This window comes from Brevibacterium luteolum, assembly GCF_025147615.1.
In the GTDB taxonomy this organism is placed as follows: Bacteria; Actinomycetota; Actinomycetes; order Actinomycetales; family Brevibacteriaceae; genus Brevibacterium; species Brevibacterium luteolum.
In genome coordinates, this window is record NZ_JALXPM010000002.1 from 1 (window position 1) to 20,813 (window position 20,813).

Here is a 20,813-nt window from a genome sequence, read left to right on the forward strand (position 1 = left end):
TGCGAGGACGTAGCCCATGGCTCAGCTGCGCTTCGGGAAGGCCGGGGTGTCGATGCCGGCCATGTCGGCGATGCAGCGGACCACCTGGCAGGAGTAGCCGAATTCGTTGTCGTACCAGACGTAGACGACAGTGCGATCACCGTCGACGATGGTCGCCAGGCCGTCGACGATGCCGGCGCGCTTGGAGCCGACGAAGTCAGTCGAGACGACCTCTGGGGAGGCGATGTAGTCGATCTGGTTGCGCAGCTCGGAGTTCAGCGAGGTCTCCCGCAGGAACGTGTTGAGCTCATCGACGGTCGTCTCGCGCCCGAGGTTGAGGTTGAGGATCGCCATCGACACGTTCGGGGTGGGAACGCGGATTGCGTTGCCCGACAGCTTGCCCTTGAGCTCCGGCAGCGCCTTGGCCACGGCCTTAGCAGCACCGGTCTCGGTGAGCACCATGTTGAGCCCGGCAGCACGGCCGCGGCGCGAGCCCTTGTGGAAGTTGTCGATGAGGTTCTGGTCGTTGGTGAAGGAGTGGACGGTCTCGACGTGGCCGTTGCGCACACCGAATTCGTCGTTGAGGACCTTGAGCACCGGGGTGATCGCGTTCGTCGTGCACGAGGCAGCCGAGAGGATCGTGTCCTCGGCGGTGATGTCGTGGGAATTGACGCCGTAGACGACGTTCTTGATCTCGCCCTTGCCCGGTGCGGTCAGCAGCACCTTCGCCACACCCGGGCACTTGAGGTGCTTGCCCAGGCCCTCCTCATCGCGCCAGCGGCCGGTGTTGTCGACGACGATGGCGTTGTCGATGCCGTACTTCGTGTAGTCGACCGAGGACGGGTCATCGGAGTAGATGACCTGGATGAGCACGCCGTTGGCACAGATCGTGCTGTTCTCCTCATCGACGACGATGTTGCCGTCGAACTTGCCGTGCACCGAGTCGCGGCGCAGCAGGGAGGCGCGCTTGACGATGTCGTTGTCACCGCCGCGGCGCACGACGATCGCGCGCAGGCGCATGTTCGTGCCGCCGGCGCGGTCGACGAGGATGCGGGCGAGCAGCCGGCCGATGCGGCCGAAGCCGTAGAGGACGACGTCCTGCGGCTTGCTCTGCTCGCGGTCTACAGCGTCGACGACCTCGGAGAGCTGCTCGCGCAGGTAGGCCTCGACGTCGTCTCCGCCGGAGTTGCGGAAACCGGCGGCCATGCGGCCGAGATCGATGCGGCACGGGCCCAGGTTGAGACCGTCGAGCGCGGTGACCAGACGCAGCGTCTCATCCATGTCGAGCTCGGTGCCGTCGAAGTGACGGGCGTAGCGGTGGGCCTTGATGATGCCGTTGACGGACTTGTTCAGCAGGCTGCGGCCGTAGACGGTCAGCAGCACCTCGTTGTTGCGGTAGAGGCGGCCCACCAGAGGGATCATGTCCTCAGCGGCGCTCTGCTTCGAGGCCCACTCTGCCATTTTCGCGATCGTTGGATCAGTCACCAGAAATTCCCTTTCGAATCCTGTCTCAGCTACTTCGCACAATCCTACTGGCCAGCGCCGCCGCTGCCGAACCCCGTGGCCTCGAGCGTCGTCTCGAACTCCAGCAGCTCAGCGCCGGTGGCCACCGGCTTCTTCTTCTCCGCACCCTCGGCATGACTGCTGGCGAAGGACCGTGAGTTCTTCCAGCCCTCGTAGGCCTCTTCGCTGGCCCACTGCGTGTAGACGAACCACACCGAACGGTCATCAGTCGGCTTGAGCAGCGCGAACCGCTCAAAGCCCTCGAAGCTGTCGAGCCGTTCGATGGCCGGGGCGAACCGGTTGACGATCTCATCACCGGTCTCGACCGGGACGGTCAGGGCATTGATCTTGACGACGGACATAGCGGGTCCCTCTTCCTTATCCGTGCGGGTGCAGGCGTGCTGCCCTCAGCCTAGACGACACTGACCTCACAGATACTGCCGGGCGGCTGTGATGCTCGCCTGCCGGTAGCCGCCGCCGAAGAGCACCGCGTGGGCGTAGAGGCCGAAGAACTGATACAGCTCGATGCGCTCACGCCAGTCGCGGCCGAGCATGTCGACCGGATAGGCCTCGGCCCAGGCGCCGATGATCGTCTCCAGGTGCGGGGCGCTGAAGAGGCTGAGCATCCCGAGGTCGATGAGCGGGTGGCCGGCCCAGGCGGCTGGGTCGATGAGGGCGGCCGTGCCCGAGGTGAAGAGCAGGTTGCCGGCCCACAGGTCGCCGTGGACGCGGGCAGGGGCGGCATCGTCGTCGAAGGTGCCTGCGCCGATCCGCTCGATGAGCTGGGTGACCTCGGCAGGCGGGTTGGGGTCGTATCCGGCCAGGGACTCAAGGCGTGCTGCGTAGGCCTCACCGCAGCTGTCGGCAAAGCGTGTTGTGATCTTCAGCGGCTGGCTCAGCGGGCCGAAGTAGTAGGTTTCGACCTTCGGTGGGTTGTCGCCGAATCGACCGGCCGGTGCCTGGTGGAGGGCGGCAAGACGGTGGCCGAAGTCAGCAGCGGCCTCGCGGGTCGCAGGAGCTTCGTCGATGCGCTCCAGGATCAGCGCGGTCTCCGAGACATCGATGACGCCAGCGACGTCGACGGTTCCGGGTTCGGCCAGCCAGCGCAGTCCGCCAGCTTCGGTGGCGAAGAAGTCTGAGGGGACGTGGGTGCCGGTCTTGCGGAAGGTCATGACCCAGCTTTCGTGACGTTGCGGCCGGGGACGAAGCGCGAAACGGTCGCATCCCCGGGTATCGAATACCTCCAGGGGAAGGCGTCGGGGTCACCACCGGGACCGGAGACGCCGACGCGGGGGCCTGCGACATACTCGACCGGTTCGGCAGGCGGGGTGAAGGACCAGCCGGCCGGCGCCTCGGGCACGGTGAGTGCCGCCCCGTCGGTGGCTGCGCTGGCGGCGAAGACCTGGCCGAGGCAGCCGGGGCCGCGGGCGAGCTCACGGTCGGTCACCTGCCCACCGCGGCGCTGTGCGCGGCGGGCGCGGGCCACCTCGTGGCCGGTGATGACCTCGCCGGCGCGCAGCAGCACGGCGGCCGGGTCGCCGGGATCCTGGCAGACGATGTTGAGCAGCCGGTGCATGCCGTAGGACAGATAGCAGTACAGGTGCCCGGGTGGGCCGAACATCGTCGCATTGCGTTCGGTACGCCCGCGGAAGGCGTGCGAGCCGGGGTCGTCGTCTCCGCCGTAGGCCTCGACTTCGGTCAGTCGCACCGCGATCGTGGTCTCACCGTCGGTGCAGGTGAGGATCCCGCCGAGCAACTGCGACGCGACGGTGTGGACGCTGCGGTCGAAGAAATCGGTCAGCGGAACGTGTCGTGTTTGTCGGCCCACCGGTTGAACCCGAGGATGGTGACGGCGATGAGGCTGCCGGCCACCGCCAGCGCGCCGATCGTCTCGGCGCTGCCCTGTGCCCGGGAGAGCTGTTCGCGGCTGGCCGGCGGGGCTTCGGCGATGGTGCCGAAGATCGGCTCGTCATCGGCGGTGCCCATCCAGGCGGCGACCATGAGGATGATGCGGGCGAAGACGTTCATCGAGAGCATGATCGCGATGACCGGGCCGAACAGTGCAGCGGTCGGTGAACCGGAGAACAGGTCGATGAGCACGGTGGCGATGTTCAGCAGCAGGGTCAGCGCGATGGCGCCGAAGAGCGAGCCGAGGCGCTTGGTGCGCGGCTGGATCGGGTGGATCGGGATCATCGTGAACAGGAACATGAAGATCATCCACGAGGAGAACAGCGTGATGATGATCGGGGTGATCGTCAGCACCGGGGTGACCCAGCCGGGCAGCTGGAGCCATTCGACGATGGTGGTCTGCAGGCCGGTGCCGATGACGGTCAGGCCGATCGTCAGGCCGACGCCGATGAGCAGGCCGATGAGGGTGACGATGTTCGACAGGGTGCGGACGACGAAGTTCTCCTGCGGCTTGGCGTCCATGTCCTTGCGCAGCTGGGCGCGGATGGCGTCCTTGAGGTTGCCGATGAATCCCTGCGCGGTGTAGAGCGCGGAGATGATGCCGACGATGCCGACGGCCTGCCAGTTGTCGATGAAGTTCTGCAGCATCTCGACAAGCTGGTCCTGGCCGGGCGCGAACTCGTGCAGCTTCTGGGTGACGACGTCGACGAGTTCGGGGCGCACGGTGTCAAGGATGAAGCCCAGCGCCGCGAAGGCGAACATGAGCGTCGGTATGAGGGCGAGGACGAGGAAGTAGGTGATCGCGGCACCGAACTGGCTGCCCAGCCGCTGGCCGAAGCGCTGGAGCGTGGCCATCAGGTGTGCCACTGCCGGCTTATTCATGAAGCTCTGGGCGGAGGCCGCCGCTGAGCTCGAACTCACCAAGATCCGGTTGTCGGGTTCCATATCTTCGCTTCCTCGAGGGGGCTGTCTGACGGCAATGCTCCTGGTTCTGCGGCTCTGATGAGGAGCTATGTGAATGAGCTTAGTCCCCGCTGAGGGTGGTGGGAAACGCGTCGGTCGGAGTTTCGCCATCGTCATACATGTCGCGTGGAGAGCCGACGATGAGCGGATCAGCCGCCCGCGCCACCCGCTGGTCTTTGCCCGGGTAGTCGAATTGGTTGAGCACGTAGCGCATCGCTTCCAAACGAGCGCGTTTCTTGTCGTTGGACTTCACAACCGTCCACGGGGCGGCCGGGGTGTCGGTGTAGAAGAACATCGCGTTCTTCGCCTCGGTGTAGGCATCCCATTTGTCGAGGCTGGCAAGGTCGGTGGGGGAGAGCTTCCACTGCTTGATCGGGTCGGTCCGGCGCGCGCCGAAGCGGTGCAGCTGCTCTTCGCGGCCGACGGAGAACCAGAACTTGATGATGTGGGTGCCCGACTGCACGAGCATGTTCTCGAACTCGGGGCAGGAGCGGGTGAATTCCAGGTACTGCGTCGGTGTGCAGTAGCCCATCACCCGTTCGACGCCGGCGCGGTTGTACCAGGAGCGGTCGAACAGCACGATCTCTCCGCCGGCGGGCAGATGCTGGACGTAGCGCTGGAAGAACCACTGGGTCTTCTCCCGCTCGGTGGGCTTCTCCAGGGCGACGACGCGAGCGCCGCGCGGATTCAGGTGCTCGGTGAAGCGTTTGATCGCCCCGCCCTTGCCGGCGGCATCGCGGCCTTCGAAGATGATGACGATCTTCTGCTTGGTCTCGCGCACCCACGTCTGCATCTTCAGCAGCTCGATCTGCAGCTGGCGCTTCTCACGCTCATACCGGCGCCGGGTGAGCTTCTGGTCGTACGGGTAGCCGTGCTTCCACGCCTCGGAGTCGCTGGAGCGGGACTTGAGCTTCTTCGACAGCTCCCGGATCTCGTCGATCTCGTTGGCGAAATCGGGCACGCCCTCAGGTGTGAGCTCGAATTCTCCAGCGCTGCCGTTGCCGGCTGCGGAGTCAGATGTCTTCGTCCCTTTGTTGCGCTCGTCACTCATAGACACAGTCTAAAGGGCGGCTGCATCGCGCAGATGCAGCCGCCCTCGACTCAGATCTCACCCTGCCGAGTGCCGGGAGGACTCAGCTGTCAGCTCTGCTGGCCGTTCGACGATGCGTAGATGTCGTCGATGACGTCAGCGAAGTCCCGGTCGATGAGGTGGCGCTTGACCGACTGCTTGGCCGACAGGTAGCCGTTCTGCTCGGTCAGCTCGGCAGGCACGATGCGGAATGCGCGGATGCTCTCCGCCTTCGAGACCTTCCGGTTGACGCGTTCGACGGCCTTCTCGATGGCCGCGTGGACCTCGGGGTTCGCCGAGGCCTCTTCGAGGTCCATCTTCGGCAGGCCGTGGTTCTCCAGCCAGGTCGGCAGCATCTCCGGATCGAGGAAGATGAGCGCTGAGATGAAGTTGCGGTTGTCGCCGATGAGCACCGGCTGGTGGATGAGCATGTGGCGGCGCAGCGCGTCCTCGATCGGAGCCGGTGCGACGTTCTTGCCCGACGAGGTGACGATGAGCTCCTTCTTCCGGCCGGTGATGCGCAGATAGCCGTCTTCATCGAGGTCGCCGATGTCACCGGTGGCGAACCAGCCGTCCATGAAGTCCTTCTCGGTGGCCTCCGGGTTCTTCCAGTACTCGCGGAAGACGCACACGCCCTTGGCGAGGACCTCGCCGTCGGGAGCGATGGCCACCGCGCAGCCGGGCAGCGGCACGCCGACGGTGCCGATCTTCGACTTCGCCGGGATGTTGACCGTCACCGGGGCGGTGGTCTCGGTCAGACCGTAGCCTTCGAGCACGATGAGGCCGACGCCGCGGAAGAAGTGGCCGAGATGCTCACCCAGCGGCCCGCCGCCGGAGATCGCATGCGTGACCCGGCCTCCCATCACCTCGCGCAGCTTCGAGTACACGAGCTTGTCGAACAGCGCATGCTGGGCGCGCAGCGTCAGCGGCACCCGGCCGGCGTCGAGGGCCTGGGAGTAGAGCACGGCCACCGCCTCGGCGGCGCGGAAGATCTTCTGCTTGCCGCCGGCTTCGGCTTTGGACAGGGCGGCGTTGAAGACCTTCTCGAACACGCGCGGCACGCCGAGGATGAAGGTCGGCCGGAAGCTGCCGAGTGCGTCGGTGAGCTTCTTGAGATCGCCCTCGTGGGCCAGCGTGCCGTCACCCTGGATGGTGACGACCTGGATGAAGCGGGCGAGCACATGGGCCAGCGGCAGGAACAGCAGGCAGCGGGCGCCGGGCCGGATGATCTCTCCAGCCTGATGGATGACGGCCTGGGAGGTGAGCACGAAGTTGCCGTGGGTGAGCACGCAGCCCTTCGAACGGCCGGTGGTTCCCGAGGTGTAGATGAGGGTGGCGATATCGTCCTGGGTCGCGTAGCTGGTACGCTCCTTCAGCTCCTCATCGCTGATGTCCGCACCGTCGCGCAGCAGGCCGGCGATGCCGTCTTCGGTCCAGATCCAGATCGTCGGCTCGCGATCGGCGAGCGCCTCGACATCGGCGAAGGCCTCCCGGATGCGCTGTGCGTGGTCTTCGGACTGCACGAACCCGCAGAACACCTCGGCGTCCTCAAGCATCCAGGCCAGCTGGTCACGAGACGAGGTGTCGTAGAAGGGGACGGTGACCCCGCCGGCGAACCAGATCGCGTAGTCGGCCAGGGTCCACTCGTATGCGGTCGAGCCGAAGATGCCGACCCGCTGGCCCGGCTGCACCCCCGCGGCGATGAGTCCCTTGGCCAGTGCTTCGACCTGGTGGAGGAAGGCCTGCGCGGTGACGTCGATCCACTCGCCGTTCTGCTGCCGCGACAGCGCGATGCCATGCGGGTCCCGCTCTGCCCGGTTGATGAGCGTGGCCGGAAGGTTCGGTTCCGGATCGAACTCGAATCCACTCACCGGGGTGACGGACTGCATCATGGTCTCGGCCATTGGGCACATCTCCTTAGGGCGCTTCGCTGCAGGGGCAGTATCGGCGTGTGCATTCAGCGCCGATCTCAGCCTCAAAACTATCACGCATGTGTCCTGGAGCACTCCTCTGAGATGGCGGGTCCGGAGCGGCCGAAGAGCGGTGCTGGGATCGTGTGGCACCGGGTGCGGCACGCACGTAGAATGCTTGCATCGCGCCGCTGGCGCCGACCTGCACCCGAACTCCGAAAGGCACATCCATGAGCACCTCCGATTCGCGCTCGAACACCGTCGACTACCGCTACGACGCGGAGCTCGCCGGTCAGCTCGAGGCGAAGTGGCAGGACCGCTGGGAGGCCGAGGAGACCTTCGCCGCGCCGAACCCGGTCGGCGAGCTGGCCAGCACGCGCCGCGGCGCCACCGCCGAAGGCTGTGAGACCGCCTACATCATGGACATGTTCCCCTACCCCTCGGGCAAGGGGCTGCACGTCGGACACCCGCTGGGTTATGTCGCCACTGACGTCTACGCCCGCTTCCAGCGGATGAACGGCAAGAACGTCATGCACGCCCTCGGCTATGACGCCTTCGGCCTGCCGGCCGAGCAGTTCGCTGTGCAGACCGGGGCGCATCCGCAGAAGACAACCGAGGAGAACATCGCCAATATGCGCCGGCAGCTGCGCCGGCTCGGCCTCGGGCACGACGCACGGCGAACGTTCGCGACCACGGATGCTGAGTTCGTCAAGTGGACGCAGTGGGTCTTCCTGCAGATCTTCAACTCCTGGTACGACCCCGAGGCTGCCGACGGCCGTGGTGCCGCCCGCCCGATCGGCGAGCTCGTCTCCCAGTTCGAAGCCGGCCGCGACACCGGCACCGGCACCGCGTGGGCGGAGCTGTCAGCTGCTGAACGTGAGGACGTGCTGCAGAACTACCGCTTGGCCTACCTGTCGGATTCCCCGGTCAACTGGTGCCCGGGCCTGGGCACCGTGCTGGCCAATGAGGAGGTCACCGCAGAAGGCCGCTCCGAACGCGGCAACTTCCCGGTCTTCACCCGCCGCCTGCGCCAGTGGAACATGCGCATCACCGCCTACGCTGATCGCCTCATCGACGATCTCGACACCGTCGACTGGCCCGAGGCGGTCAAGGCCATGCAGCGCAATTGGATCGGCCGCTCGACCGGTGCGCAGATCACCTTCCCGGTCCGTGAGGACGTCAGCATCGACGTCTACACCACCCGCCCTGACACGATCTTCGGCGCCACCTACCTCGTGCTCAGCCCCGAGCACCCGCTCGTCGACGCCGTGACAACCGAATCCTGGGACGACTCCGTCCCGGCAGCGTGGCGCGGTGAGGGCAGCACCCCGGCCGAGGCGATCGCCGCCTACCAGCGCCAGGCTGCGGCCATGACCTCGGTGCAGCGCCAGGAGAATAAGGACAAGACCGGTGTGTTCACCGGCACCTGGGTACCGAACCCGGCCACCGGTGAGGACATCCCCGTCTTCGTCGCCGATTACGTCCTCATGGGCTACGGGACCGGGGCGATCATGGGTGTGCCGGCAGAGGACGTCCGCGACTGGGACTTCGCCAAGACCTTCGATCTGCCCTACATCCGCACCGTCCAGCCGGGCGAGGACCACGACGAGGACAAGCCGTTCACCGGTGAGGGCGTCAAGATCAACTCTGCCAACGACGAGATCGACATCAACGGTGCCGGCGTCGGTGAGGCCAAGGACGCTGTCATCTCGTGGCTGGCCGGCCGCGGCCTGGCCGAGGCGACGACGCAGTACCGGCTGCGCGACTGGCTGTTCAGCCGTCAGCGCTACTGGGGTGAGCCGTTCCCGGTCGTCTATGACGAAGACGGCACGCCGATCCCGCTGCCGGCCGAGCAGCTGCCGGTGACACTGCCTGAGGTTCCGGACTTCTCGCCGCGCACCTTCGACAGCGACGACGTCGACTCGAAGCCCGAGCCGCCGCTGGGTCGCAACACCGACTGGGTCAACGTCACCCTTGACCTCGGAGACGGTCCGAAGACCTACCGCCGGGAGACCTCGACGATGCCGAATTGGGCCGGCTCCTCGTGGTACCAGCTGCGATACGCCGATCCGACGAACGATGAGCAGCTTGTCGACCCGGCGAATGAGGAGTACTGGCTGGGCCCGCGTGCGAACGCCGAATCCGGTGGCGCGGATCTGTACGTGGGCGGAGTCGAGCACGCTGTCCTGCATCTGCTGTACTCGCGGTTCTGGCACAAAGTGCTCCACGACCTCGGCCACCTGAGCTCCTATGAGCCCTTCCACAAGCTCATCAACCAGGGTTACATCCAGGCCTACGCCTACACCGATTCCCGCGGCGCCTATGTCCAGGCAGACGAAGTCGAAGAGCGCGTTGATGATTCCGGCGAGGCGACCTTCTGGCACAACGGGCAGCAGGTGAACCGCGAGTACGGCAAGATCGGCAAATCGCTGAAGAATGTCGTGACCCCCGATGAGATCTACGACGCCTACGGTGCCGATACCTTCCGGCTGTACGAGATGTCGATGGGCCCTCTTGAGCTCTCCCGCGCCTGGGAGACCCGCGCGGTCGTGGGCTCACAGCGGTTCCTGCAGCGTGTGTGGCGCCTCATCGTCGACGAGAACACCGGCGAGCTCGCTGTCGTCGATGACGCACCGGACCGCGAGACGCTGCGGGTGCTGCACACGACGATCGCCGGTGTGCGCGACGACATGGAGCACATGCGGTTCAACACCGCTGTCGCCAAGCTCATCGTGCTGACGAACCACCTGACGAAGCAGGGCGTGAGCCCGCGCGCGGTGATCGAACCGCTGACGATCATGCTCTCACCGCTGGCCCCGCACATCGCCGAGGAGATCTGGGAGCGGCTGGGCCACAGCGAGACCATCACCTACGAGCCGTTCCCGGTCGCCGACGAGCAGTACCTCGGCCAGGACACGGTCACCTGCGTCGTGCAGATCAAGGGCAAGGTCCGCGACCGGCTCGAGGTCTCACCCGATATTTCGGCTGAAGAGCTGGAGAAGCTGGCTCTGGAGTCCAACGGCGCCAAGCGCACCCTGGCCGGCGCAGGTGTGCTCAAGGTCATCGTGCGTGCGCCGAAGCTCGTCAACATCGTCCCGGACAACTGAGCGAGACACTGATCGAGCTGGTGCCCGGCACCGGCTGGAAAGGGAATCCATGAGTGCACTGTCCGAACGGATCCGGTCGACTCTCCAGGTCAGCCCGGTCATCGACCCAGCGACCGAGATCGGGACCCGCGTGCAGTTCCTCGTCGACTACTGCCTGTCGACAGCGACGAAGGGATTCGTCCTCGGTATCTCCGGCGGCCAGGACTCGACGCTGGCCGGCAGGCTCGCCCAGCTGGCTGCCGAACAGCTGCGCGGCAGGGGAGTGGACGCGACGTTCTGCGCCGTCCGCCTGCCCTACCGGGTGCAGCATGACGAAGATGACGCACAGGCCGCCATGGAGTTCATCCGTCCGGACGTCGCGCTCACCGTCGACATCGCCGGCGCCGTCGACGCCACGGTCGAGGCGTTCAACGCGGCCACCGGTGAGACGATGACCGACTTCAACAAGGGCAATGTCAAGGCTCGCCAGCGGATGCTCGTGCAGTACGCGATCGCCGCGCAGCGCTCCAGCCTCGTCCTCGGCACCGATCACGCCGCCGAGGCGGTCACCGGCTTCTACACGAAGTTCGGCGACGGGGCCGCTGACGTCACCCCGCTGACCGGGCTGACGAAGGGGCAGGGAGCAGCGCTGCTGCAGCACCTCGACGCCCCTGAGCGGCTGTGGCAGAAGGTGCCGACGGCCGACCTTCTCGATGAGACCCCGGGCAGCACCGACGAAGACGCGCTCGGCGTCAGCTACGCCGACATCGATGCCTACCTCGAAGGCCGGGAGGTCTCAGCGGCGGCAGCCGAGCGGATCGAGGATCTGTACCAGGCCAGCGAGCACAAGCGCCGGATGCCGGTCGCCCCGGCAGACGGCTGGTGGATCCGCCACTGACTCACACGGTGCGGGTCTCCAGCGCCGTGCGCTCGAAATCGCGCAGGCTGTCGAGGAACGCATCCATGTTCTGCTCGCCGGCGTCCCGGGCGGCGCTGAACTCGTGCCAGCCGCCTTCGCGGATATCGCCGGGCTTGATCTCGAGTGCGCTGTCGGGAATGTAGGTCTCCTCAGACACCCACGAGTCGAAGCTCTTGCCGGCCCGGTAGACGTCCATGAACGCTGCGTGCATGCTCTGCTGTTCGAAGCTGGTCTTCTTGAACTCGTCGAGGAACGTGCGGAGCGGCTCCATCAGCTGCGGGTCGAGTGTGCTGAACCCGTTGGCCAGCCGCATGTACTGCACGAGCCCGGCATCCTTGGGAAACAGCTCCAGGACGCGCTTGGCCCGCGTTGTGTCAGCCGCTTCGTCCTCGTCCTCTTCGATGGGGCTCAGCCCGACCGAAGCATAGGTCTTCGAAGCGTCGGCGATCTCGGCGTTGAGCCGGTCGATGCGCTGCTGGTCCTGCCACCATTTCACGCCGATGAACAGCAGGCACACGGCCACCAGGAGAACGGTCACGATTCCGATCACCCAGGCCGCGCGGTGCAGGGGCGGAATGAGGAACAGCACCAGGCTGATGACGAGCACGCCGGCGGCCGCAGCGGCGGCGGGCGTGTTGAGGAGGAAATCACCGAAACGCTTCACCGCTCCAGGGTACCGAATTCCTGCTTTCAGACTGCGAACATCTATGCTGTGAACGGAAGAAGATCGGTCAGTTCAGCATACTCACGGCGGCCACCCTGCCAGCTCACTGACCGCTGATGCGACAAGCAGTGAGGAACACAACACGATGGCGAAGATCTCGGTGATCGGATGTGGATATCTGGGAGCCGTTCACGCCGCGGCCATGGCATCGCTGGGCCACGACGTCGTCGGCATCGACGTCGACGAACGCAAGATCGACTCCCTCCGCCGGGCCGAAGCACCCTTCTTCGAACCAGGTCTGGAAGACCTGCTCGACCGGGCGCAGACCAGTGACAATCTCGCCTTCACCACCGACATCGTCGAGGCGGCCAGCGCTGATGTGCACTTCATCTGCGTCGGCACCCCGCAGCGCAAGAGCGAATTCGCAGCCGACATGACTTATGTCGACGCCGCCGTCGAAGCCCTGCTGCCGCACCTGAGCGACACCGACCTCGTCGTCGGCAAGTCCACCGTCCCGGTCGGCACTGCCGCCCGGCTGGCCGAACAGGTCACGGCCACCGGTGCCGCCCTGGCATGGAATCCGGAGTTCCTGCGCGAAGGCCACGCGGTCGAGGACACCGTGGCACCCGACCGGCTGATCTACGGCGTACCCGACGGAGAGGCCGGTGAACGTGCCACCGAGATCCTCGACGACGTCTACGCCTCGATCGTCGACTCCGGCACCCCGCGTCTGGTGATGGACTACGCGACCGCCGAGCTCGTCAAGACCGCCGCGAACTCCTTCCTGGCCACGAAGATCTCCTTCATCAACGCCATGGCCGAGCTCTGCGAGGCTGCCGGAGCTGATGTCACCCAGCTCGCCGATGCGATCGGCATGGACGACCGGATCGGACGCAAGTTCCTCAACGCCGGCCTCGGCTTCGGCGGTGGCTGCCTGCCCAAGGACATCCGTGCCTTCATGGCCCGCGCCGGTGAACTCGGCGCCGACCAGGCCGTTGCGTTCCTGCGCGAGATCGACTCGATCAATATGCGCCGCCGCGTGCGCATGGTCGACCTTGCCCGCGAGGTCGTCGACGGCTCCTTCATCGGCAAGCGCATCACGATCCTCGGCGCAGCTTTCAAGCCGAACTCCGACGACGTCCGCGACTCCCCGGCACTGGCTGTCGCCGGCCTCATCGCTCTGCAGGGCGCCGTCGTGACGGTCGCCGACCCGCAGGCGGTCGACAATGCCCGGGCGATGTTCCCTGACCTCGAATACGAAACCGACTTGGAGACCGCGCTCACCGGCGCCGATGCGGTGCTGCTGCTGACCGAGTGGCAGGAATACCGCAGCCTCGACCCGGTTGAGAGCGCCAAGCTCGTCAAGCAGCAGGCGATCGTCGACGGCCGCAACGTCCTCGACCCCGTTGCCTGGCGCGCAGCCGGCTGGACGTATCGGGCACTGGGCCGGCCGTGACAGCTCTGGCGGTCATCTGCGACTCCACCGCGAACATCGACGCGGACACCGCTGAGGCGTACTCCGAACGCCTCGGCGGCCTGTTCGCGATCGTCGACCTCAGCGTCACCGTTGGGGATGACTCGCGGGCGGATAACGAGTGGACTGCCACCGAGGTGTGCGCCGGGATGGCATCAGGACTGGCAGTCACGACGTCGCTGGCCAGCCCCGAGCAATTCAGCACCGCGATCTCCGAGATGGCCGAAGCCGGTGCCGAGGCAGTGCTCGTGCTGACGATGTCAGCCCAACTGTCGGGCACGCACGCCTCCGCACAGCAGGCCGCAGGTGAGGCGCCTGTGCCGGTGCACGTCGTCGACACCCAGCTGACGTCGGCCGGTATGGCCGGTGCGGTGGCCCTCGCTGTCGCTGGTGCCCAGCGTGAGGTTCCTGTTGAGAGCCTGGCAGGCGAAGTCACCGACTGGTGCCTCGCTGAGACGCGCACCTTCTTCATGCCCGACTCATTGGAATACCTGCGCCGCGGCGGCCGGATCGGAGCCGCATCATCACTGGTCGGCCGAGCCCTGTCGATCACACCGGTGCTGGGCCTGCGTGACGGAACGGTGACACCGCTGGCCCGCGTACGCACCCGGGCACGGGCCGTTGATCGCGTCATCAACCTCGTGACCGAATCAGCCTACGAATTCAGCGAACTCTACCCCGAGCGCGGACAGGAAGTGGTCCTGCTCCACGCCGAGGCTACCTTCGACGAAGCCTCAAACACTGCCCACCGTCTCGCGGCTGCCGTGCGGGACGCCGACCTGCCGGACGGCACGCAGTTCCGCCAGGCAGTGCTCTCCACGGTCGTGACCGCCCACGTCGGACCGGGCAGCACCGGACTGGTCGTCCAGACCACTCCCTAGAACAGCACTCGCCAGCGCACCCGGTGGTGTGGATGCCACGCGGCGTCCACACCCTGCTACACATCCGGCTTGCAAAAGCAGGCTCCCGCTTACCGTGCGCGTATGGCTCCATCACCGGACGACCGGCTGGCCGACATGCTCACCCGGTCCAAACAGCACGGCTGGGCACCCAGCGCCAGCCACGCTGCCCGGGACCGCCCGCACCACCACCGTTGGCCCCTGAGCCCTCCACCAGACACCGCCACCCAGGCTGAGGAGGAGTTCGACGAGGACGCAGCCAACGATGCTGAGATCCTGGCGCTGCTGCCCGGCAACCGGCCGATTCCACGCCGCTGGATTGTTCTTGCCATTGTTGTCATCACCGTGTTGGGAATCGCAGGGTTCGTCCTGCTGCGCAATCCTGACCCACCTGAAGCCAGCGCAGCCGCTGACCCACAGACAGCGCAACCGCAGAGCCCTGCCGGTGCTGGGCAGGGCAGCTCTGCTGATGCACCGGTGCAGGTGAGTGCCGATGCCGAGGAGGTCACCGCCCATGTCGTCGGCGCCGTCGCCGAACCTGGGGTCGTGAGGCTCCAGGGAGGAGCCCGGGTCGTCGACGCGATCGAGGCTGCGGGCGGTCTGAGCTCAGACGCTCAGCCCGAAGGTGTGAATCTCGCCCGCCTTGTCGAGGACGGCGAGCAGATCATCGTGCCTGACCGCAGCAGCCTGCCAACCGGGCAGGGCCACGAAGCTGGGGACCAAGGAGCAGGCCAGGCAACCAGCACGGGACCGGGGACAGGGCAAGCCGGTTCGCAGGCGAACACAAAAGTGAACATCAACCACGCTGAGGCAGCAGAGCTGGAGACGCTGCCCGGAGTCGGCCCAGCCACCGCCCAGGCCATCATCACCCATCGCGAGGAGAACGGGCCCTTCGGGTCAGTCGAGGACCTCGTGCTCGTTCACGGCATCGGCGATGCCACACTGGCGCGGCTGCGCGAGCACATCACAGTCGGATGAGCACCGGGCATCAGCGCCGCAGCCGAAACCGCCCTCTGCTCTCGAGGACGGGAGCTCACATCCGAGCATGGGTGCTGCATGGTGCCGGCCTGCACCGCCTGCTCAGTGCAGCAGCCGTCGGGTGGCTGGCAGCATCCGGTGTGCTGCCTGCCGACCTCACCGCGACAATCGGCTTAGGTCTCGCCTGCGTCAGCGCCGCAGCTCTCATGGGTCAGCGCATCACCGGCAGAGGACAGTCCCAGCTGACCGGTTGGCTGCTGAGCACCGCACTGCTCGCCGGGGCGGTCTGCGCTCTCATCGGGGCCGCACGCCTCGCGCAGCCGACGGAGACGACCCTGTACAGCGGCCCAGCCCTCATTGCGGCAGAATCCCACGCAACCGACTCCGGCAGCTATCGCACAGAGATCCGCACCCAGTTCGGACCTGCCACGGCACTCAGTCCCACTCCGCTGCCAGCCGCAGGCACCCAGACGACTACGCGGGCAGAGCTTGAGACCAGCGGCTCCCAGACCATCGCCTTCATCCGCGGAAGGCCGGAGATCCGCAAACAGCCAGGACCCGTATGGCAGATGCGTGCCCACATGCGCAGCTTCCTCGCCGACACGTCTGGAACCGCGCACGACGGAGCTCGGTTGCTGCCCGGCCTCGTCGTCGGCGACGTCTCACAAGTCGGCGATGACCTGACCGAGGAGATGCGCACCGTCTCACTCAGCCATGTCACCGCGGTCTCCGGTGCCAACATCACGATCGTCTCGTTGGCAGTTCTCTGGGTGGCCGGTTTTGTGGTGCGGGTACGGGTGGTGCGCATCATCCTCGCCGTGGCCGTCACCGCAGGCTATGTCTTCATCGTCGGACCTGAACCCTCAGTGACACGCGCTGCAGCCATGGGCATGGTCGGAGCACTGGCAATGCTGCGCGGAACCCGGACGGCAAGCCTGGCGCTGCTGGCTGCCGGCATCATCGGCGTGCTGGTCTACCAGCCGGGATTGTCAGGCTCAGTGGGATTCCACCTCTCCGTCAGCGCCACAGCCGCCCTCATCATCCTCGGCCAGCCGCTGAGCGACCGCCTCGAATCCTGGGGACTGCCACGGGTCGTGGCAACAGCGCTCTCAGTGCCGTTGAGCGCCCAAGCAGGTGTCACCCCGGTGCTGCTGGGAATTGATGGCACCATCTCTGCCTGGTCGGTGCTGGCCAATGCGCTCGCCGCACCGGCAGTCGCACCCGCCACGCTGCTCGGCATGATGGTGCTCGTCTGCAGTCTGCTGCCGGGCGGCACCTGGCTCGGCAGCATCATCGTCGCTCCAGCGAACTGGAGCGCCTGGTGGATCGCCCGTCTGGCGCGGGTCTTCGCCAACCTGCCAGCCTCAGAGCTGCCGTGGCCCGCTGGACTGCTCGGGATCGGCCTCAGCTGCGTCGTCCTGGCAGGACTCTGTCTGATCGTGCTCGAATACCGCATCCTCCACCGGATTGGCGCTGGCCTGCTCGCCGCTGCGCTGGCAGCCGGGCTCCTGGTTCCCGGTATCCGGATTCCAGTCGCCTCCGGCTGGGCCGCGATGTTCTGCGACGTCGGTCAGGGCAGTGCCACCCTCATCAGCCTGCCCGGCGACGACGTGCTCGTCATCGATGCCGGTGAGGACGAAGATCGCATCGACATCTGCCTTGACCAGACTGGTGACCAGCGTGTGCACCTGCTGATCTCCCATTTCGATGCCGATCACTTCGCGGGCTATGCAGGCACCGGCTTCGGCCGGGATGTCGCGTCCGTGTATTTCCCGGCCGGAACGGAACACGATCCGGGCCTGAAGGGAATCACCCACGCTTTCCCGGAGGCCCAGCGCACTCCGGTCAGCGCTGGACAGCGATTTCAGTTCGGCTCCGTGCACTGGACGATCCTCTGGCCGCCAGCGATCGCCGGACCCGCGCACGGTGATGAGAACAGCCGCTCTGTTGTCGTGCACGTACAGACCAGCACATTCAGCGTCATCGTCCCGGGCGACATCGGCGCACAAGAGCAGCGCCGGCTGGCCACCGTGACGCAGCCAGCCGACGTGCTTGCCGCACCCCATCACGGTTCCGCCGACCTGGATGAGGCGTACTTCCAGGCTGCCGGAGCCAAGCTCGGCGTGGTCTCCGTCGGAGCCGACAACCGGTATGGCCACCCGACGACGCGCGCACTGGCAGCCTTCGGCACCAGTCCGGTGCTGCGCACCGACGAATGCGGTTCGATCGTCATCGACGCACACAGACAGGTCAGCTCAGGCTGTCCGGGCTTCGTACTAGGGTAGAGGCGTGGCAGCGAAGAAGAAGACCCTCATCCCGTACAACCGGGCCAAACCCGCCCCGGTCGTGGTGATCTCCGGGCCTGAGGCAGTGCTCATCCGCAAGGCCCAGGATCGTATCGTCGCCGCCTGCCAGAAGTCCGCGGATCTGGAGACCTCCTACCTCGATGCAGCCGGATACGAACCCGGTTCCCTCGACCTCGTGGCCGGTGCCAGCCTGTTCTCCGAACGCAAGCTCGTCATCGTCGACGGCGTCGCGCAGATGAACGACGCCTTTCTCGCCGATGCCCTCGACTACGTCAAAAAGGTCAACGAAGACGCCGTTCTCGTGCTCAAGCACTCCGGAGGCAACCGCGGTTCAAAGCTGCTGACAGCCATCGAGAAGGCCGGTTATCCGCGCGTCGATGCGCAGGCGCTCAAGAGCGACAGCGACAAGCAGGCGTTCGCCCAACAGCAGTTCGCCGCTGCCAAACGCGAGATCTCCTCCGGTGCGCTCGCCGCGCTCATGGACGCACTCGGAGCCGACCTCTCCGAACTCAATGCCGGCATCGAACAGCTGCTGGCCGATACTGAAGGGCCGATCACCGAGCAGACGGTTGACGCCTACTACGGGGGCCGAGTCGAAGCGACCGGGTTCAAAGTCGCCGATGCCGCCGTCTCAGGCCGGACATCCGAAGCGCTCACCCTGCTGCGCCACGCCCTGGCCACCGGCACAGACCCGGTTCCGCTGGTCGCAGCGATCGCGATGAAGGTGCGCAACATGGCTCGTGTCGAAGGGATCTCCGGCAGCCCGCAGCAGCTGGCGTCTGAGCTGAAGATGGCCCCCTGGCAGGTCGATCGGGCCAGGCGCGAGATGCGCTCCTGGAACGACGTCGCACTCGGACGCGTCCTCATCGAAGTCGCTGAAGCAGACTATGCCGTCAAGGGCGGTGGCCGTGATCCGGTCTACGCGCTCGAGCGGCTCGTGACCTTCATCTGCCAGCAGTCGAAGGTGCGCTGAACCGGGCAGACTCCGGCAGGGGAGCAGCCGACGCCTGGGCACACGAATGAGGGCCAGGGATCCGAATCGGATCCCCGGCCCTCAGCCAGTGCGGTCAGCGCATCAGAGCGCGTTAACCTTCTTGGCAAGCTTCGACTTGCGGTTGGCCGCGTTGTTACGGTGCAGCACACCCTTCGACACAGCCTTGTCCAGCTTGCGGGAAGCCTTCTGGAAGGCGGCCTGCGCTTCTTCAGCGTTGCCGGCCTCGACCTGCTCGCGCACGGCGCGCACAGCGGTCTTCACCTCGGTGCGCACAATGCGGTTGCGCTGGCGAGCCTTCTCGTTCGTCAGGTTCCGCTTGATCTGAGACTTGATGTTTGCCAAATCCAACACTCTTTCGTGTTCGTCACTGTTCATGGTCGTGAGGGCTACTCACTGCTCGCCACAGCACTGCGGGGAAACACAGAGACTGCCAGAGCCGCGAGTGTACATTCACCCGACCACTGGTGAGACACACACCAACGGTGAACATACAGCGACCGATTCTACACGAGCACTAGGCGTTTCGCACTTCGTCGACGACGCGGGAGAACAGCCCCATCGGCATGATCGCGCCCTCCCGGCGCACCGCACCGTCTTCGATCCGCACGATCCGGTCGAGACGGATCTCCGAGGGCCGGTGCTCCACGTCCCAATCACCGGTGCCGATGTTGATGTAGCGGGCGTGCTCGGTCACATGGACCTCGCCGACCGAACCGGGGATGTTGTCCTTGCTTGTGAGCATGAGCCCGAGCAGCCACCGGCCCTCCCGGCCGATGATGAGCACCGGACGGTCCTTGCCCTTGGAATGGTCCTCCTCATAGGGCACCCACGCCCACACGATCTCACCCGGATCGGCTTCCCCGTCGAGATCCGGGGTGTAGATCGGGCGGATCGGGCCGGTGTAGTCACCGGGGTACCCGCCGGAGGGCCGTCGCGGGAAGCTCTGCTTGGGACGCTGTCGGCCTGCTTTCGTGGCAGGAGCGTACTCGCTGCGCGGGTCAGCACCCTTCGTCTTCCGCTCCCGAGGCGCCTGCTCGCGTTCCCGGCGGGCTCGCTCAGTGCGTTCGGCTCGGCCTGAATCGCGGTACTCCCGCAGCACGGTGGCCGGTTCCTTACCGCCGATGACGTCACCGATCGCCTGGCGCGTGCGCGGATCGGCCAGTTTGCGGCTGACGAAGCCGACGCCGCCGCGCACTCCGCGGTTGACGGCCCGGCGGGCGAGTCCCTTGAAATCCATGCTCACAGCCTAGCGAACTCGTGTCTCATCGACAGGCGGGCTGCAGCACTTCACCCGCAGTGCTCGATCAGCGCCTGAAGCGGAAAATGATCGGAGGGGTACTGCACACCGCGGCCAAAGATGTTGACGCCGGTTGCGCAGGTGCGCAGACCTGCCGTGTGCAGGATCCAGTCCATGTGCTGCCCGTCGCGGCGCGGGCCTCGGTAGCCGTGGAACGTATTGATCTCGCACGTCTCCGACGGGCAGGAGACCACCGCATCGGTCAGCAGCCCGGAATCCATGAGCGTGCGGTAGACGGCCCGGTCCTTATAGGCGTTGAAGTCACCGATGAGCACCGATTCGGTTCCCGCTTCCCGAATCTTCTCCAGGATGAGGGCTGCGGAGTTGACCTGGGCGTGATCGGACCGATGGTCAAGGTGCACGTTGATGAACCGCAGCGGAGCGCGCGTGCGGGTGTCGACGGCATCCACGACGGTCATCGTGCGCGGATAACGAGCACCCCATGACTTCGAACCTGGCACATGCGGACGCTCGGACAGCCATGACACCTCCTGGTGGGTGATCTCCAGGCGGCGCGAATCGTAGATTACTGCGGTGAACTCGCCGGCATCCCCGCCTTCGCGACCCTCACCGAGCCACTGGTAGTGATCCGGCAGCGCATCGATGAGCCCGGTGAGCTGGCGCAGCATCCCCTCCTGGGTGCCGATGAGGTGCGGGCGTTCCTGCCGGATGACCGCTGCCGCCTGCGGCAGTCGCCTGCGCCACGGCTGCCCGTCGAGGGCCGGATAGCGCAGGTTGAAGGACATGACGGAAAGCTGGTCAGCATCGCGTGGACGGAGAAGCATGGCCTCATTCTACGAACCGGCCACCACCGCCTGATGCCAGTTCGGTGCCAGGCACACGGTCATGGAACAATAGAGGTTC

At 66.1% G+C, this 20,813-nt stretch carries 18 protein-coding genes; 7 read left to right on the forward strand and 11 right to left on the reverse strand.

The genetic code is table 11. The features are described 5' to 3' along the window. Nucleotides 1-21: 21 nt before the first annotated feature. The 7 genes from M3C25_RS00645 to M3C25_RS00675 all read right to left on the reverse strand — a co-directional run bounded on the left by M3C25_RS00645 (nt 22) and on the right by M3C25_RS00675 (nt 7,326). Nucleotides 22-1,440, reverse strand: a complete 1,419-nt coding sequence (locus M3C25_RS00645; RefSeq protein ID WP_259854551.1) for a glyceraldehyde-3-phosphate dehydrogenase — start codon at nt 1,438-1,440, stop codon at nt 22-24. A gap of 68 nt (nt 1,441-1,508) precedes the next feature. Further along, nucleotides 1,509-1,844 carry an antibiotic biosynthesis monooxygenase family protein gene (locus tag M3C25_RS00650; RefSeq protein ID WP_259854552.1) on the reverse strand — a complete coding sequence of 112 codons (336 nt, stop codon included), beginning with the start codon at nt 1,842-1,844 and terminating at the stop codon, nt 1,509-1,511. Between the two features lie 66 nt (nt 1,845-1,910). After that, nucleotides 1,911-2,654: a fructosamine kinase family protein gene (locus tag M3C25_RS00655; RefSeq protein ID WP_102160400.1), complete on the reverse strand. Its 744-nt coding sequence runs from the start codon at nt 2,652-2,654 to the stop codon at nt 1,911-1,913. Further along, nucleotides 2,651-3,310: a DNA-3-methyladenine glycosylase gene (locus tag M3C25_RS00660; RefSeq protein WP_259854553.1), complete on the reverse strand. Its 660-nt coding sequence runs from the start codon at nt 3,308-3,310 to the stop codon at nt 2,651-2,653. Before M3C25_RS00660 ends, M3C25_RS00655 begins: the two co-directional genes overlap by 4 nt. Beyond that, the gene (locus tag M3C25_RS00665; protein ID WP_259854555.1) at nt 3,280-4,335 is read right to left on the reverse strand and encodes a YhjD/YihY/BrkB family envelope integrity protein; all 1,056 of its coding nucleotides are present in this window, start codon (nt 4,333-4,335) and stop codon (nt 3,280-3,282) included. Before M3C25_RS00665 ends, M3C25_RS00660 begins: the two co-directional genes overlap by 31 nt. Nucleotides 4,336-4,414: 79 nt before the next feature. Further along, nucleotides 4,415-5,404 (reverse strand): polyphosphate kinase 2, encoded by a 990-nt coding sequence (gene ppk2 / locus M3C25_RS00670; RefSeq protein ID WP_170274237.1) that lies wholly within the window; start codon nt 5,402-5,404, stop codon nt 4,415-4,417. 89 nt (nt 5,405-5,493) lie between these two features. Further along, nucleotides 5,494-7,326 (reverse strand): AMP-dependent synthetase/ligase, encoded by a 1,833-nt coding sequence (locus M3C25_RS00675; RefSeq protein WP_259854557.1) that lies wholly within the window; start codon nt 7,324-7,326, stop codon nt 5,494-5,496. Between the two features lie 236 nt (nt 7,327-7,562). On the opposite strand from M3C25_RS00675, the gene leuS reads away from it, so the two are divergent. Both leuS and nadE read left to right on the forward strand, forming a co-directional pair. Beyond that, nucleotides 7,563-10,439, forward strand: coding sequence for a leucine--tRNA ligase (gene leuS, locus M3C25_RS00680; RefSeq protein ID WP_259834967.1), 2,877 nt, complete (start codon nt 7,563-7,565; stop codon nt 10,437-10,439). Nucleotides 10,440-10,488: 49 nt separating this feature from the next. Continuing rightward, nucleotides 10,489-11,316 (forward strand): NAD(+) synthase, encoded by an 828-nt coding sequence (gene nadE / locus M3C25_RS00685; RefSeq protein ID WP_259834965.1) that lies wholly within the window; start codon nt 10,489-10,491, stop codon nt 11,314-11,316. Between the two features lies 1 nt (nt 11,317). Here nadE and M3C25_RS00690 read toward each other — a convergent pair whose 3' ends face one another. Then, nucleotides 11,318-12,001, reverse strand: a complete 684-nt coding sequence (locus M3C25_RS00690; RefSeq protein ID WP_102160388.1) for a beta-ketoacyl-[acyl-carrier-protein] synthase family protein — start codon at nt 11,999-12,001, stop codon at nt 11,318-11,320. A 145-nt stretch (nt 12,002-12,146) separates the two neighbouring features. Between M3C25_RS00690 and M3C25_RS00695 the strand changes: the two genes are divergently transcribed. From M3C25_RS00695 to holA, 5 genes are all read left to right on the forward strand, one after another. Further along, nucleotides 12,147-13,457: a UDP-glucose dehydrogenase family protein gene (locus M3C25_RS00695; RefSeq protein ID WP_259798043.1), complete on the forward strand. Its 1,311-nt coding sequence runs from the start codon at nt 12,147-12,149 to the stop codon at nt 13,455-13,457. Continuing rightward, complete coding sequence (locus tag M3C25_RS00700) at nt 13,454-14,356, forward strand: DegV family protein (RefSeq protein WP_259854558.1); 903 nt, start codon at nt 13,454-13,456, stop codon at nt 14,354-14,356. Before M3C25_RS00695 ends, M3C25_RS00700 begins: the two co-directional genes overlap by 4 nt. 102 nt (nt 14,357-14,458) lie before the next feature. Beyond that, complete coding sequence (locus M3C25_RS00705; RefSeq protein ID WP_102160383.1) at nt 14,459-15,352, forward strand: ComEA family DNA-binding protein; 894 nt, start codon at nt 14,459-14,461, stop codon at nt 15,350-15,352. A 71-nt stretch (nt 15,353-15,423) separates the two neighbouring features. Then, nucleotides 15,424-17,637 (forward strand): ComEC/Rec2 family competence protein, encoded by a 2,214-nt coding sequence (locus M3C25_RS00710; RefSeq protein ID WP_180964677.1) that lies wholly within the window; start codon nt 15,424-15,426, stop codon nt 17,635-17,637. Between the two features lie 4 nt (nt 17,638-17,641). After that, nucleotides 17,642-18,631, forward strand: coding sequence for a DNA polymerase III subunit delta (holA, locus tag M3C25_RS00715; protein ID WP_102160378.1), 990 nt, complete (start codon nt 17,642-17,644; stop codon nt 18,629-18,631). A gap of 102 nt (nt 18,632-18,733) precedes the next feature. On the opposite strand, the gene rpsT is transcribed toward holA, so the two are convergent. From rpsT to M3C25_RS00730, 3 genes are all read right to left on the reverse strand, one after another. Next, nucleotides 18,734-18,994 (reverse strand): 30S ribosomal protein S20, encoded by a 261-nt coding sequence (gene rpsT / locus M3C25_RS00720; protein ID WP_102160376.1) that lies wholly within the window; start codon nt 18,992-18,994, stop codon nt 18,734-18,736. A gap of 172 nt (nt 18,995-19,166) precedes the next feature. Beyond that, on the reverse strand, nt 19,167-19,889 hold the full coding sequence (locus tag M3C25_RS00725) for a type II toxin-antitoxin system PemK/MazF family toxin (RefSeq protein WP_102160374.1): 723 nt from the start codon (nt 19,887-19,889) through the stop codon (nt 19,167-19,169). Nucleotides 19,890-19,939: 50 nt separating this feature from the next. After that, nucleotides 19,940-20,734, reverse strand: coding sequence for an endonuclease/exonuclease/phosphatase family protein (locus M3C25_RS00730; RefSeq protein WP_102160373.1), 795 nt, complete (start codon nt 20,732-20,734; stop codon nt 19,940-19,942). Nucleotides 20,735-20,813: the final 79 nt, after the last annotated feature.